This is a genomic window from Coprothermobacter sp. (genome assembly GCA_013824685.1).
GTDB lineage: Bacteria > Caldisericota > Caldisericia > Cryosericales > Cryosericaceae > Cryosericum.
On sequence record PNOG01000005.1, the window covers coordinates 147,540 to 161,847 of the forward strand.

Annotated in this window: 12 protein-coding genes; 3 read left to right on the plus strand and 9 right to left on the minus strand. The window is 58.9% G+C overall.

Annotation, left to right across the window (positions count from 1 at the left end; all coding sequences use genetic code 11):
• The first annotated feature begins 114 nt into the window (after positions 1-114).
• Both C0398_01470 and C0398_01475 read left to right on the plus strand, forming a co-directional pair.
• Positions 115-1,452, plus strand: a complete 1,338-nt coding sequence (locus C0398_01470) for a peptidase S8 (protein ID MBA4364661.1) — start codon at positions 115-117, stop codon at positions 1,450-1,452.
• Positions 1,453-1,497: 45 nt separating this feature from the next.
• Entirely contained in the window at positions 1,498-1,716 is a 219-nt protein-coding gene (locus tag C0398_01475) for a hypothetical protein (GenBank protein MBA4364662.1), read from the plus strand.
• A 115-nt stretch (positions 1,717-1,831) separates the two neighbouring features.
• Here the strand turns inward: C0398_01475 and phoU are convergent, their stop codons facing one another.
• The 9 genes from phoU to C0398_01520 form a co-directional block, all read right to left on the minus strand.
• The gene (phoU, locus tag C0398_01480) at positions 1,832-2,509 is read right to left on the minus strand and encodes a phosphate transport system regulatory protein PhoU (GenBank protein ID MBA4364663.1); all 678 of its coding nucleotides are present in this window, start codon (positions 2,507-2,509) and stop codon (positions 1,832-1,834) included.
• A gap of 17 nt (positions 2,510-2,526) precedes the next feature.
• Positions 2,527-3,291 carry a phosphate ABC transporter ATP-binding protein gene (gene pstB / locus C0398_01485; protein MBA4364664.1) on the minus strand — a complete coding sequence of 255 codons (765 nt, stop codon included), beginning with the start codon at positions 3,289-3,291 and terminating at the stop codon, positions 2,527-2,529.
• Between the two features lie 11 nt (positions 3,292-3,302).
• The gene (pstA, locus tag C0398_01490; protein ID MBA4364665.1) at positions 3,303-4,139 is read right to left on the minus strand and encodes a phosphate ABC transporter, permease protein PstA; all 837 of its coding nucleotides are present in this window, start codon (positions 4,137-4,139) and stop codon (positions 3,303-3,305) included.
• Entirely contained in the window at positions 4,136-5,065 is a 930-nt protein-coding gene (pstC, locus tag C0398_01495; GenBank protein MBA4364666.1) for a phosphate ABC transporter permease subunit PstC, read from the minus strand. Before pstC ends, pstA begins: the two co-directional genes overlap by 4 nt.
• Positions 5,043-6,101, minus strand: coding sequence for a phosphate ABC transporter substrate-binding protein PstS (gene pstS, locus C0398_01500; protein MBA4364667.1), 1,059 nt, complete (start codon positions 6,099-6,101; stop codon positions 5,043-5,045). Before pstS (C0398_01500) ends, pstC begins: the two co-directional genes overlap by 23 nt.
• 186 nt (positions 6,102-6,287) lie before the next feature.
• Positions 6,288-7,859 (minus strand): phosphate ABC transporter substrate-binding protein PstS, encoded by a 1,572-nt coding sequence (gene pstS, locus C0398_01505; GenBank protein ID MBA4364668.1) that lies wholly within the window; start codon positions 7,857-7,859, stop codon positions 6,288-6,290.
• Positions 7,860-7,930: 71 nt separating this feature from the next.
• Complete coding sequence (gene pstS / locus C0398_01510) at positions 7,931-8,989, minus strand: phosphate ABC transporter substrate-binding protein PstS (protein ID MBA4364669.1); 1,059 nt, start codon at positions 8,987-8,989, stop codon at positions 7,931-7,933.
• Complete coding sequence (locus C0398_01515; protein MBA4364670.1) at positions 8,986-10,770, minus strand: hypothetical protein; 1,785 nt, start codon at positions 10,768-10,770, stop codon at positions 8,986-8,988. The genes pstS (C0398_01510) and C0398_01515 overlap by 4 nt, the downstream gene beginning before the upstream one ends.
• Positions 10,767-11,441 (minus strand): DNA-binding response regulator, encoded by a 675-nt coding sequence (locus tag C0398_01520; GenBank protein MBA4364671.1) that lies wholly within the window; start codon positions 11,439-11,441, stop codon positions 10,767-10,769. Before C0398_01520 ends, C0398_01515 begins: the two co-directional genes overlap by 4 nt.
• A 231-nt stretch (positions 11,442-11,672) precedes the next feature.
• Between C0398_01520 and ptsP the strand changes: the two genes are divergently transcribed.
• The gene (gene ptsP / locus C0398_01525) at positions 11,673-14,192 is read left to right on the plus strand and encodes a phosphoenolpyruvate--protein phosphotransferase (GenBank protein MBA4364672.1); all 2,520 of its coding nucleotides are present in this window, start codon (positions 11,673-11,675) and stop codon (positions 14,190-14,192) included.
• The last annotated feature ends 116 nt before the right edge of the window (positions 14,193-14,308 follow it).

The following is a 14,308-nucleotide window of genomic DNA, read 5'->3' on the forward strand; positions in this document are numbered from 1 at the left end:
ATGTTTGTAAAATACGAGCAAGCAAGAGAATTTGCTGCCACTCGATAGGGCGAATTTCAGGACTGTTCAAAACGACATCGTGCTGCCAGATTCCAGTTTGGAGGAGGCAAGAGCATGAGAAAGTCACTAATCATCGCAACAGTCTTCTTTGTGTTATTTGCACTGCTGTCCCCAATCGTACAAGGATCTGAGCCACTCTTTGTGCAAGAGTGTGGTGTTGTAGATAAAGGCGAGTCGGTTCCAGATGAGATTATTGTGGGATTTAAGGAAGGCGTGGATGTTGCTAAGGCAACCAAGAAGGTTGAGAACATCCTCGGAACGATGATTGCACGTAAAGGAATCAAGAACTTTGTCGTATTCAAGATTCCTCCACATATTATGAACGCTGTCAATAGACTTCTCTTACAGGATCCGGATATCGAATATGTCGAACCAAATTACATTGCCTATGCGTTCGACCTCCCGAATGATCCATATTTCTCACCGTATCAGTGGAATCTTTATGATTATGGTATGAAGAGTAACGAGTATGCCTCCAACTATGGAGTCCAGGCAGTTTCCGCCTGGAAGACCACAACAGGGGGCGGGGTAAAAGTAGCAGTTGTTGATACAGGTGTTGCCTATGAAGACTACTCTGATTCCCTGGGAACGTATGCACGTGCACCAGACCTTGCCCAGACAAACTTCGATACTCAAGATGCTTACGATTTTGTAAACAATGATGCTCATCCCAATGACGACAATGGGCACGGAACACACGTTACGGGCACGATAGCCCAATCAACAAACAACTCTTTGGGATGCGCAGGAATAGCGTATGGAGCGACGATCCTGCCCATCAAAGTCCTCAATGCAAGCGGTTCAGGTACGTACGATGCAATTGCAAATGGTATTATGTGGGCAGCAGATCATGGCGCACGAGTCATCAATATGAGCCTTGGAGGAAAAACAGGCTCTACGACGCTGTCCAATGCAATAAAATACGCTTACGGCAAGGGTGTGGTAATTGTCTGTGCTTCGGGAAATGATGGAAGGCCGTCTGTAAGTTATCCTGCTGCTTATACTGAATGCATTGCAGTTGGGTCAACAAGGTTTGACGGCAATAGAGTACGGTATTCTAACTACGGAAGTGCCCTTGATCTTGTTGCACCCGGCGGAGATATGAGCGTAGACCAAAACAAAGACGGGTACAAAGATGGAATTCTCCAACAGACATTCGCATCAGGAAAACCTACGAGTTTTGGCTACTACTTCTTTCAAGGTACATCGATGGCAAGTCCACATGTTGCGGGAGTTGCGGCATTAGTCCTCTCAGTGCACCCAACCTTTACAAATGAACAAGTAAGACAAGCTCTCCAATCTACTGCAAAGGACTTAGGTACAGCAGGTCGGGATAAGTACTACGGATACGGTCTCGTCAACGCCGCCCTGGCCATAACCTACAACCCATAGATCTATAGCCCCAGGCTGAGCCTGGGGCTTTAACTTACTGCCACGATCACTGGTGGCCTCAACACCATCAAGCTGACTATCGGCGAAGCGATCGCCGCTGCCAACGGTCTGGACACCCCCATTGACACGAACGCAAAGGTTGTCCCTCTCATTGTCGCCGGGCGCATGCTGCTTCCCCTGCGCTTCGTCACCGAGTCGCTGGGCGCGACGGTCGGCTACAACCAGGCGACCAAGACAATAGCAACAACATATCCAGCATACTAGACTCTTCGTCGCAACCAGCGGCTGGGTCCTGCGTTCAGCAACGACAGAAGAGTGCGTTCTCCTCGGTCATTCCCGCGAAGGCGAGAGTGACAGCAAGTATCCTCCAGGTGCTTCCTCAGCGCAGGTTGTCGAGCTCCTCCTTGCTGAGGCGGTTGTGGCGGATGAGGCGTCCGGTCGTGGCAAAGACGACGTCCTCGGCGATATTGGTCGCCAAGTCGGCGACGCGCTCGAGGTTGCCACTGACAAACAGGATCTGGAGCGACCGGTCGATCGTGGTGGGATCGGCCATCATGTAGGTAAGGAGCTCCCTGAAGATCTGGTTGCCCAACTGGTCGACAATGTCGTCGCGCTCCACAACGTCGATGGCAAGGCGGGTGTCCTGGGTCGAGAACGCCGTCATCGCGTCAGCCAGCATCTTCCGCGCTTCTTCGCTCATGCGCGGGATGTCAATGTAGGGCTTGATGTCAGGCCTTGCGATCAAGTACTGGGCGCTCTCGGCGATGTTGACGCCGTGGTCCGCCAGGCGCTCGAGGTCTGTCCCGATCTTGGCGTACATGTAGACACTGCGCAAGGTCCGCGCCTCAGGCTGATACAGCGCGATGAAGTTGATGGTCTCGCGTTCGATGGCGTGGTCGAACTCATTTGCCATGGGCTCGTCGAGGTCGATGACCTCTTTGGCAAGAGCTTCGTTCTTCGTCACAATAGCCCTCGTTCCTTTTTCGACCATGGAACTGGCCAAGGCGCTGAACGCGAACAGCTTGTCCTTGATCTCCTGAAGCTTCTCTTCGTGCATGGTCTACTCCTTTCCTGTCATCCGTACTTGCCGGACAGGTAGTCTTCGGTTCGCTTGTCCTGTGGGCCGACGAAGACGCGCTTTGTCTCGCCGAACTCCACCAGTTCGCCCAGCATGAAGAAAGCGACATAATCCGAGATGCGCGCTGCCTGCTGCAGGCCGTGGGTCACGAAGATGATGCTGTAGTCAGACTTGAGGCCGGACAGCAATTCTTCGATAATCGCCGTCGACTTCGGGTCGAGGGCGCTGGTCGGCTCGTCGAAGAGCACGACAGCCGGTTCCATGGCGATCGTGCGCGCTATGCACAGGCGTTGCTGCTGCCCTCCGGAAAGGGACGTGCCGGCCCTGAACAGTTTGGTCTGGACTTCGGTCCACAACCCGACTTTGTTGAGGGTCGTCTCAACGATCTGGTCCGCCTTTTCCCGCGCAAGGCGCTGGCCGGTGAGGCGGTAGCCCGCAAGCACGTTTTCGTAGACGGTCATCGTAGGAAAAGGGTTGGGCCTCTGAAACACCATGCCAATATGCTTGCGGACGTCCACGATGTCCATGGTCGACGTGTCGGTGCCCTCGAGCAGGACAGTGCCGGAGGAACGGGCTCCCGGCGTCATCAGGTGCAGCCCGTTGAGCGTCCGCACGAAGGTCGTCTTGCCACAACCGGACGGGCCCATGATTGCGGTGACCCTGTTCTTCGGGATGTGCGCTGAGACGTCGAACAGAACCTGGTCCTTGCCGAACCAGGCGTTGATCTTCTGGGTTTCGAGAACGATGACAGGTTCTTCCATAGGTGCCTTCCTTATGCCTTCACTCGCAACACGTGGGCGATGAGATGTTTGGCGCTGAACTGGAGCAGCAGGATGAGCAGGACGAGGACAAATGCGGCGCTCCAGGCCTGCTGCTGGAGGGCGGGATACGGGCTGCTGGCGTAGATATAGATCTGGAGCGGAAGAGCTGACATCGGGTGCAGCATGTTCCATTCGATATACCGGCTGCCGAACGCTGTGAACAGCAGAGGCGCAGTCTCGCCTGCGATACGGGCCATCGACGTGAGCAGTCCCGACGTGATTCCCGCTGCGGCGGTCTTGATGCTGACGTTCCAGACCACGCTCGATCGTCTGGCTCCAAGAGCATAGGCTGCTTCCTTGAGGCCTGATGGTACGAGGTTCAGCACCTCCTCGGTGACGCGGGCCGTCGTTGGCACGAACATGAAGGCGAGCGCGACGCTGGCCGACAGGGCCGAATAGCTGCGGAAGCGCGCAACCAGGAACGTGTAGCCGAAGATGCCAATGACGATGGACGGTATCCCCTGCAGGGCGTCGGCGCACAGGCGCACGATGTCGGCGAACCGCTGACCCCGGTGTTCTGCGACATAGATGCCAGTGAACATACCGAACGGTGTCCCGATGGCGGCTGCCACGAGCGTGATGAGGAAGGTCCCGACAATGGCGTTGAACACGCCGCCGCCACTCTCGCCGAACGGGGCGGGCGCCTTGGTGAAAAAATCCCAATTCAGGTAGCGAACACCGGAGATAAAGATGTGCCATATGATGATGACGAGTACGGCAATGAGCAGCCCGGCCGACGCAGCGACCAGGAAGCCCATCAGGCCGTTCTTGAGTTTCCGGGCCGTCATTGCTGAACCCCCTGCCTCAGAATGACACGCGCCACGATGTTGATGATGATAGCGATCACGAAGAGGATGAGGGCCAGCTGGATGAGCGATGCGATGTACACCGGGGATGTGGCCTCCAGGAACTGGTTGGCAATCGCCGACGCGAGCGTATTGGCCGGGTCAAAGAGGGAATGTGGCAGCCGCATCCCGTTGCCGATGACCATGGTGACGGCCATCGTCTCGCCCAGCGCGCGGCCGAGAGACAGGACGAGGGCGCCGACGGTGCTCTTGCGGACATACGGGAGTTCGACGTTCTGGATGGTGTCCCACTTCGTCGCTCCCAGCGCGAGCGCCCCTTCCTTGAGTTCCGTGGGAACGACCAGCAGCGATTCCAGGATGAGGGAGGCGCTGAACGGCAGGATCATGATGGCCAGCAGCAGAATGGCCGCCAGGAGACCGACACCGGTTGTGCCGCTGGCGACAAGGGCCTCACTGCCCACAAGCTTGCCAAACCAGACCTCGAACTTGCTGACGAGGGGGACCAGGACGAACAGGCCCCACAGCCCGAAGATGACCGACGGCAGTCCGCCGAGGAGGCCGATGAGATACTTGACTGGTTCCGCAACCTTCTTGCCGGCATAGTCGGCCAGGAAGATGGCGATACCCAGCGCAAACGGGGTCGAGATGAGCAGGGCGCCAAACCCGGTGATGAGTGTTCCGACGACCATGGGAAGAGCGCCGAACTGCTCGGTGACAGGGTTCCACTCACTGCGCCACAGGAAGGGAAGACCAAAGGCCGCACGGGCCGCACGGGAAGAAGTGAAAAGCTCAAGGAAGAACAGGACGATGGTCGTGACGAGTGCGACGGCTGCCGTCAGGCCGGCAGCCGTGAACGCGCGCTCGCGGATCAGCTCGCGCCGGTCGCTACGGGATGGCTGTGCCGCCATAGGTCATGGAGTTCACGAGCGCCAGCGCCTTTGTGACGGCAGGCGCGGGCAGCTTGGCATAGGACAGGCCCTCGTTGATGGCCTGGCCGTCGGTCAGCATCCAGGTCAGCAGCTTTTTGAGCGCCTGTGCCTGTTCAAGCGTGCGGCCGGCATAGTTCTGTTCCTTGTAGACGAGGATCCACGTGAAGGCGCTGATGGGGTATGCATCTGCTCCCGGGCTGTTCACGATCATGACGCGAAGGTCGTCGGGAAGGCTGACTGCGGCGGCTGCGGCGGACGACGCGAGACTCGGCGTGACAAATGTGCCGGACGTGTTCTTCAGCGAGGAGAATGGCATGTTGGACTGTTCTGCGTAGACAAGTTCGACGTAGCCGACGCTGCCTTTTGTCTGTGAGATCATGCCCGCGACACCGTCGTTCCCCTTGCCTCCGACGCCGGTGGGCCAGCTTACGGACTTGCCGGCGCCGACTGTCGACTTCCACGATGGGCTGACCGCCGTGAGGTAGCTGGTGAAGATGGACGTGGTGCCTGAGCCGTCCGAACGGTGGACGACCGTGACGGCGAGGTCGGGGAGCGAGAGGCCCGGGTTGAGTGCCGCTACCCTCGGGTCGTTCCAATTGGTGACCTTGCCCAGGAAGATGTCAGCGGTGACTGCACCGTCGAGCTTCAGGGCGGGGTTGCCGTCCAAGTTGTACGACAGCACGACGGCGCCTACGCACGTAGGAATGTGCAGGACGGGCGCCCCCATGGCTGCTGTCTCCTGGTCATTGAGAAATGCGTCGGAGGCGCCAAAGTCCACGGTCTTGTCGGTGAGGGCTTTGATGCCGCCGCCGGAACCGATGCTGTTGTAGTTCACGCGGACGCCGGTGACACCGTCATACGTGTCGAACATCTTGGAGTACAGGGGATAGGGAAAGGTCGCGCCGGCCCCCGCCAATTCCTTGACGGTTGTGGGACCTCCCTGGGAACTGCAGCCGGACACAACCAAGGTGATCACCAGTAGTGTCGCCAGAACCACCGACAAACGACCAAACATCTTCATGCAGACCTCCCGAGATGTGCACGTCACACGAATGTCACAATACAAACTCATAGAATAGGACAATACCGTGAGTACCGCCATTGGCGGATGTTAAGATTGTATTAAGCTGAATCTCCCGGGAAATGGAGACAGCGCCCCCGGAGTACCAGGAGCGCTGCGTGAAAGCGGGAGAGACGCGATTCAGTCGGGGATAGGCGCTCCACCGTAGGTCATGGAACTGATGAGTTTCTGTGCTTTCTGAACAGCGGCTTCTGGCATCTTCCCATAACCAAGGCTTTCGTTGACCGATTGGCCTGTTGTGAGCATCCAGTTCAGTACTCGCTTGAGGGCGATCGCTTGTCCCAGCGTTCGTCCAGAGTATTGCTGCTCGCGATACACCAGCAGCCACGTGAACGCGGCGATGGGATACGCCTGTGAATCGCTGCTGTTCATGAGGAGGACCTTGAGGTCGTCCGGCAGTTGGATCTGGGCGGCGCGCCCTGACGATGCAAGGGACGCGGTGATGAAGTTGCCCGATGAGTTGCGCATCGTCGCGTAGGAGAGTTTGGCGCCGATCGCGTAGACGAGTTCCACGTAGCCGATGGCGCCTCTGTTCTGTGACACGAGCCCTGCAACGCCATCATTGCCCTTGCCACCAAGGCCAACGGGCCAGCTGACCGACTTCCCGGCGCCGACCTTCGTTTTCCATATCGGCACGGCCATGGAAAGGTAGTTGGTAAAGATGGAGGTCGTGCCGGAACCATCCGAACGGTGAACCGTCGTGATGGCCTGGTCAGGAAGCGTGATGCTGGGGTTCAGGGCGGCGATTCGGCTGTCGTTCCAGCGTGTGATGGTACCGAGGAAGATGTCGCTGACTGTCCTGGCATCGAAGCGCAGGGTGGGGTTGCCATCCAGGTTGTAGGTGAGAACGACAGCGCCGACGCACGTCGGAATGTGGAGCACGGGAGCCCCTATCGTCGTGGTCTCAGCCACGGTCAGGAATGCATCGGAGGCACCGAAATCCACGGTCTTGTCGGTCAGCGCTTTGATGCCGCCGCCCGAGCCGATGCCCTGGTAGTTGACACGGGTGCCGGTCGAACTGCTGTAGACGTCAAACATCTTTGAGTACAGGGGAAGCGGAAACGTCGCCCCAGCCCCGGACATCTGGCGTGGAACTTCGACGTCGACGACGGGCAGGACGACGGTGACCGTCCTGGTCTTGCCGGTGGACGGATCAGCCGTGGGCGTCACCTTAGCGCCAAGCTGTTCCGCGATGAACCGGATGGGAAGGAACGTCCTGCCTTCCCGGATGACAGGGGTCGTGTCGAGCGTCACGGTCTGACCGTCGACGGTGGCCGTCGTGGAGTCGAGCGAGAGGGAGATGGCCTTGAGTGACGTTGGGGTGTCCGGCAGTCCAAGGTTGACCCGTGAGACGCTCCCGTTCTGTCTTGTCGTGAATGAGACGCCGGCCCCCATTGCCTCGGCGACAAACCGGACAGGGAGCATGGTGCGGCCGCCGGCGATGAAGGGCGCTGCGTCGAGTGTGACGCGTGAGCCGGCGACAGTTGCGACGGTGGAATCGATGGTGAGGACAATAGTTTTGGTCGATGCGGCAGACGTGGCGTGGACGCCGGGCACCACAAGCCCAATGGCGATAAGCGCAACAAGTGCTACCGACAGGATCCTTCTTCCAGCTGCTGACATACATACCTCCAAGTACTCGATAAACCCCTTGGGGTTTCCGAGTACTATCATATGGTCATATGGAGGCATGTTTGCTGCGTGTTTGGACCCTGTTCAGATTCTGTTAAGGCGACAAGCAATGCTTGGGGTCTGTATCTCCGCTATTTGATTGGCTTCCCCTGCCAGGTGAGCTGGGTAAGGATGTCTCTGGCAGCCTTGCGGACGCTCTCAGGCAGACTGCCGTACTGCAATGGCTCGGCAAGCGCCTGCCCATCGCCAAGGAGCCAGGAGATGACATCATACACGGCTACAGCCCGCTCCCGTGAGCGGCCGTCATACGCCTGGTCGCGGTAGCACACGAGCCATGTCAGGCTGACGATAGGGTACGAGGTTGCCCCGGGACGGTTCAGCAGCGTCCCCTGCAGGTCGGCTGTCAGGTCTGCAGGGACAGCCGCCTTCATCGAGTCGATGCTTGGCGTGATGAACGCCCCTGAACGGTTCCGCAGTGCGACGCAGGTCAAGGTGGACTGAACGGCGAATGTGTACTCCAGGTAGCCGATCGACCCGGACGTCTGCCGCACCATGGCCGCCATGGCGGCGTTGCCCTTGACGCCGACACCGGCCGGCCACGCGACGAGTTGCCCAGCCCCGACTTTTTCTCTCCAGGTCTGATCGGCAGCGGCAAGGTATGTTGTGAAGATACCGGACGTACCCGAGCCGTCTGCACGGTGGATGACGACGACAGGCGAGTCAGGGAGCTTCAGCATCGGGTTGAGCGCTGTGATGCGCGCGTCGTTCCATGTCTTGACGTCACCGCGAAAGACGGCTGACACGAGCGCCGCGTCCATGCGCAGAGCTGGGTTGCCTGGCAGGTTGACACAGACCGCTACAGCGCCGAGACACGTGGGGATCGCAAGCACCGAAGCAGGAAGGCGTGCCTGCTCCTCGGCATTCAGCAGGAGGTCTGTTGCGCCGATATCGATCGTCCGGTCCTGCAATGCGCGCAACGCAGCGGAGGAGCTGAGAGCACCATAGACACCCTTCACCTGGGTCTTCTCGTACCAGGCGTCGAGCTGCTTGACATACAGGGGCTCGGCAAATGTGGAGCCGGCGATGGCCAGGTCCTTGACCGGAGCCCCTGGAGCAGTTCTGCAACCGATTGTTCCGATCAGCAGGCTGAAAATCAGTGCGGATATGGCAATACGCTTCATGCGTCTCATGGGTCCTCCCTCTTCGTGTCGGATCGTTCTACAGGTGTCGCAGCAGGTCTGCGAGGCCCCAGGTTCCTGGGGATGTGAATGACGAACGTTGTTCCTTTGTTGACCGTGCTCTCGACGTCGATCGTCCCGTTGTGGGCAAGGACGATGCGCTTGACGATCGCGAGACCGAGGCCGGTGCCGGGGCGTCCGTGGTCGGTGGCACGGGAGTAGAAGCGCTCGAAGATGCGCCGCAAATCCCGGGCGGGGATTCCCTGGCCGGTGTCGGACACTCTCAGGATGATATGAGAGGCGTCTGCGGTGGCGGAAACGCTTATTGCACCAGCCTGCGTGAAGCGATAGGCGTTCTCGATCAGGTTGATGAACAGCTGCAGCAGCATCAGACGGTCAGCGTACAGGAACCGTCCCTCGCTGTCTACCGAGAACCTTAGAGCGACACCAGTCTCGCGCCCCTGTTTGTCGAACAGCTCTACCAGGTCACGCTGCAGCTCGCTGAAGTCCACAAGTTCGATCTCCGGCGCCCTGTTCTCGAAGCGAGAGAGAAGCGAGATGTCAGACGAAAGGGCGATGAGACGGTCGACGTTTCGCTCAACGATGTCAAGATAGCGAACGTTACCAGGCTCTTCCCTCAGCAGTTCGAGATACCCCCGGATGGCGGTCAATGGGGTCTTGAGTTCGTGGGAAGCGTTGGCGACGAAATCGGCCTTGATGCGCGGCAGCGCCATGGCATCCGTGATGTCCTCAAGGACGACCAGCACGCGCTGCTTGCCGAATGTCATCTCATCCAGTTCGTGGACACTGCAGGAGTAGTACCGACCGCGGTCCTCGGCGACGACCGTCTGCGGCCGATGCTCGCCGATGCAGCGCTCAATGGCTGCAAGGCAGTCAGGGAGTGTGACGAGTTCCGCAATATGGCGCCCTGTTACCGGCAGGGAATTGCCACCGAAAAGATGTCCGAAGTGTGTGTTGGCCGAGAGAACGGCGCCGGTGCTGTCGAGAATGGCAATCGCCTGCGGAACAGCGTCCAGAACGGCAGAGAGGACTGAGGATTGCGAATGTTCCCGCAGGGTGAGCATCTCGCTTTCCTGCAGCAGCGCGTAGCTTGCTCTCTGCGCTCGTCCGAGTTCGGTGACGTCGGCGTGCATGGCAAGGCCTGCCAGGCCCTGTACTGAACGACGTTCCAGAGCGTCGGCGAGGTCCGCCAACGGCCTGGTGGCAATGCGTGCAAGCACGACTGCCAGGACGAGCCACAGTGCGCTGACGACAAGCAGGAGAGGCAGAGCCCAGGAGAGCGTTCTGGACGCGGACTGCCAGGTCAGGCCGACCGGTGAACTTGCAGCGGCAAAGCCGATGAGCAAGCCTGAGTCTCGGATCGCAACACAGACGGTGCGTTCGCGCTGTCCCGATTCGATGCGATAGGACACGGCAATGCCCACGCCGCCTGCAGTGGCTTGTTTCACTTCGGAGTCAGCGAGGCGGTTGGCGACCACGCCTGGATCGAACTTCGAATCGGCGACAGTCGAACCCTCAGTATCCAGGATGGTCAGGCGAAGTCCGGCAGGAAGATCCCCACGGACCAGGGGGACAGCAGGGCTCCCGGCATGGACGGCGGCGTACGTGTTGGACAACAGCAGTGCGGAAGCCTCGAGGCGGCTGACCTCATCGATGCTTGCCTGACGATACACTAACGTGACCAGGGCAACCAGTGCGGTCGCAAGTACGAGGCTGGTGACGATAAGGATGACGCTGAGCACGTGGAGGGTGTACGGTCGACGCTGGATCATGCTTCGTCCTCGAGGTAGTACCCGAAACTGCGTGACGTGCGAAGCAGATGCGCAGCGTAGCTGAGTTTGCGGCGGATGCTGGTGATATGGACGTCGACGACGCGTTCCATGGCGTCGGTCTCACCGGTGGCCCGCAGCAGGTCTTCACGGGAGACGACCGAACCCTTCCGCTCGACCAGCGTAGCCAGGATGTGGTACTCTGCGGGCGTCAGATCGATCGGCTTCCCGCCGACACTCGCCGTCTTGCGTGCCGAGTCGACGGCAATCGGTCCCGCGGTCATGGCCCTCTGTTGGGACGCAGTGGAACCCACCTGCGCGCGACGCAGCATGGCGCCCACCTGAGCGACGAGCTCGTGGGGGTTGAACGGCTTGCGGACATAAGTGTCTGCGCCCAGTCCCAGCGTGAGAATGACATCGCTCTCGGCCGCCCTGGCGCTGCAGACGACAATGGGCATGGCGTTGCACGAAGGACGGCTGCGCACTGCCTTGATGACGTCGGCACCGGAAAGCTCCGGCATCATGAGGTCCAGGATCAGGAGGTCCGGGGGCTGCCGCTGTGTGTCGAGCCACGAGAGGAACGTGACCGGGGACGCGAACGGGACTGGCTCCATGGAGTTCCTCTTCAGGTATAGACCGATGAGTTCCCGGATGTCATCGTCGTCCTCGAGCACCGCTATGCGTCTGATGATCTCACCTCAGGGTGTTTCCATCTACATCATGAATCTATACTATCAAGGTATTGCGGCAGAAAGTCAAGAAACGCATCGACTCATCCACCATGTCCATCAACTTGTCCCGTCCTATGGGTGTTGTTTGACGCGAGATTGGACATTCTCGTCATGTTCGTTATAGTCGGAACAGAACACGTGTTGCATTCAATTGACGTGACCAGAGGTGAAGCCATGGTTAACCTGGTTCTTGTTTCCCACAGCCCTTCTCTTGCGCGGGGAGCTGCCGAACTTGCGCGGCTCATGACGCAACAATCTCCACTGATTATCGCGACAGCCGCCGGCACCGGCGACGAGAGCTCTCCGCTTGGGACCAACGCCGAGGAGATAGCCAAGGCGATGGAACAAGCGTATAGCGATGATGGCGTGCTCGTACTGATGGATATGGGCAGCGCAGTCTTGAGCGCGGAGATGGCCCTTGAGTTCCTGCCGCCAGAGAAGAAAATCAAATTTATGTTGAGTTCGGCGCCCATCGTTGAAGGCGCGGTTTCTGCGGCCGTGCAGGCGAGCCTCGGCGGAACTCTGGAGCAGGTACGGGAAGAAGCACTCGGTTCTCTTGGCAACAAAGCTGCCCAGCTTTCGGTGCCCGAGGAGAGCAGCGCCGCTGAGACACAGCCGAGCTCAGAGGCTGTATCAGGCCCCACTGCTGATGCGGTCATCGAAATACGGAACAAGCTCGGCCTTCATGCCCGGCCTGCGGCGACCTTTGTGCAGATAGCTGGACGCTTTGCATCGAAAACACAACTTGCTCGAACGGACAATGAAGCACGGCGATCGAATGCAAAGAGCATCAATGCCGTTGCCAGCATGGGTCTGCGGCGCGGTGAGACGATTCACGTGTGGGCAGAAGGACCGGACGCATCCGCAGCAATCGATGCACTGAAAAAGGCAGCCGAACATGACTTTGGCGAGGCCGAAGAGGCAGCAGTGTCCACAGCCACAGTACCGGTGGCAAGTGCCGAACGCGGCAGCAAGAGGTTTGATGGCGGCCTCATGGGCATTCCCGCTTCGCCAGGCTACGCGGCAGGTCCGGCAATCGTTCTGAAGTTGGCCGAACCGGAAATCAACCAACGCACGATTGATGACCCCGAGACAGAATTGAAACGTTTGTCGAAGGCTCTGGACGCCGTCCGAGCTTCGACCCAGCAATTGCGCCGGCAGATATCGATCTCTGCGACAGCGTATGATGCAGCAATTTTTGATGCCCATCTCATGTTCTTGAACGACCCCGATCTCCTGGAAAAGGTTCGGCTTGCCATTCTTGACGGACACAAGAACGCTGAATGGGCCTGGAGCGAAGCAATTCAAGGTGCGCTTGTCGACTATCGGAAAATCGAAGACGACTACATGCGCGCTCGTGCCGCCGATGTGGCGGATATCGGCCGGCAGGTGCTCATCCAGTTGGGCGGAGGAGCGGGTGTCCTGAACATACCGTTCCCAGGCATTCTGATTGCGGCGGATCTGTCACCCTCTGATACGGCGCGGCTCGACCGTGCAATGGTGCTCGGTGTCTGCACAGAAATGGGTGGCCCCACATCGCACAGCGCAATACTTGCGCGGACGCTGGGCATTCCCGCAGTTCTTGGTTGTGGCGAAGCCCTTGGCGAAATTGCCGAGGGAACACCCCTCGTGGTGGATGGATCGACAGGACAGGTCTGGACTTCTCCGTCTGCGCAGATTCTTAGCGCATACCAGGAGAAGATCGCGGAGTGGCGCAACCTGGAGGCCCTGGCCCGGCAGACAAGCCGCACTCCTGCCGTCAGCAAAGACGGCATTGCGGTGGAGATCGTGGCAAATATCGGTTCTGCAAAGGACGCGCGGGCAGCGTTGGATTCGGGAGCTGATGGCGTCGGGCTTCTGCGATCGGAATTTCTCTTTCTGGGCCGCCTTGATACGCCAGAAGAAGATGAGCAGTTCGCAGCCTATCGAGAAATTGCTGAAGTGATGGAAGACCGTCCGCTTGTGGTCAGGACCCTGGATGTGGGTGGCGACAAACCACTGGCCTATCTGCCGCAGAAGGAAGAACAGAATCCATTTTTGGGAAAGCGGGCACTGCGTCTCTGCCTGGACCAGCCAGATTTCTTCAAGGCCGAGTTGAGGGCAATCCTTCGAGCATCAGCAGGTCACAATATCAAAATCATGTTCCCCATGGTTGCAGACATTGCAGAACTGCGTCGCGCTCGCTCTCTTTTGGAAGAAGCCCGGCAAGAAGTACTGCGACGTGGAACTCTGACTGCGCCGAACGTCGACGTTGGCATCATGGTGGAAATACCCTCGGCGGCCCTTCTTGCGCCAGTATTCGCCCGCGAGGTGGATTTCTTCAGCATCGGCACGAATGACCTGACGCAATACACGATGGCCGCGGAGCGTGGGAATGCCGACGTAGCGTACTTGCAGGATGCTCTGCATCCGGCGGTCCTTCGGTTGATAGACTGGACCATTCGCGGCGCCGACGAAGCGGGCAAATGGGTCGGCGTTTGCGGAGAACTGGCTGGCGACCCTGTGGCAATTCCGATACTGCTCGGCCTCGGTGTCAAAGAGCTGAGCATGGCTCCTGGATCGATACCCGCAGCAAAGAGTCTTGCGCGCACGCTGGACATCGCCGGGCTGCGCGACCTCGCCAGGGAAAGCCTGGAACTGGAGAGCGCAGCAGCGGTAAGGCTCCTGGTAAGAGAGCGGCTGGGCTTGCACTAGGAGCCCGGATACTACTGTTTGACCGTCTGTCCTGGGCACTGTTGTGCAATTTGACGAATGTGCTATCGTACCGACAGTGGGTTGTGTGGCGGACGATAGGGACAGGCTTCAGTATG

Bases quoted from the DNA above. Each gene is read 5' to 3' on its own strand.
- pstS (MBA4364667.1), bottom strand. From the start codon at position 6,101: ATGTTTGGTCGTTTGTCGGTGGTTCTGGCGACACTACTGGTGATCACC.
- ptsP (MBA4364672.1), top strand. From the start codon at position 11,673: ATGGTTAACCTGGTTCTTGTTTCCCACAGCCCTTCTCTTGCGCGGGGA.
- C0398_01470 (MBA4364661.1), top strand. From the start codon at position 115: ATGAGAAAGTCACTAATCATCGCAACAGTCTTCTTTGTGTTATTTGCA.
- pstC (MBA4364666.1), bottom strand. From the start codon at position 5,065: ATGGCGGCACAGCCATCCCGTAGCGACCGGCGCGAGCTGATCCGCGAG.
- pstS (MBA4364669.1), bottom strand. From the start codon at position 8,989: ATGAGACGCATGAAGCGTATTGCCATATCCGCACTGATTTTCAGCCTG.
- pstS (MBA4364668.1), bottom strand. From the start codon at position 7,859: ATGCCTCCATATGACCATATGATAGTACTCGGAAACCCCAAGGGGTTT.
- C0398_01515 (MBA4364670.1), bottom strand. From the start codon at position 10,770: ATGATCCAGCGTCGACCGTACACCCTCCACGTGCTCAGCGTCATCCTT.
- pstA (MBA4364665.1), bottom strand. From the start codon at position 4,139: ATGACGGCCCGGAAACTCAAGAACGGCCTGATGGGCTTCCTGGTCGCT.
- pstB (MBA4364664.1), bottom strand. From the start codon at position 3,291: ATGGAAGAACCTGTCATCGTTCTCGAAACCCAGAAGATCAACGCCTGG.
- phoU (MBA4364663.1), bottom strand. From the start codon at position 2,509: ATGCACGAAGAGAAGCTTCAGGAGATCAAGGACAAGCTGTTCGCGTTC.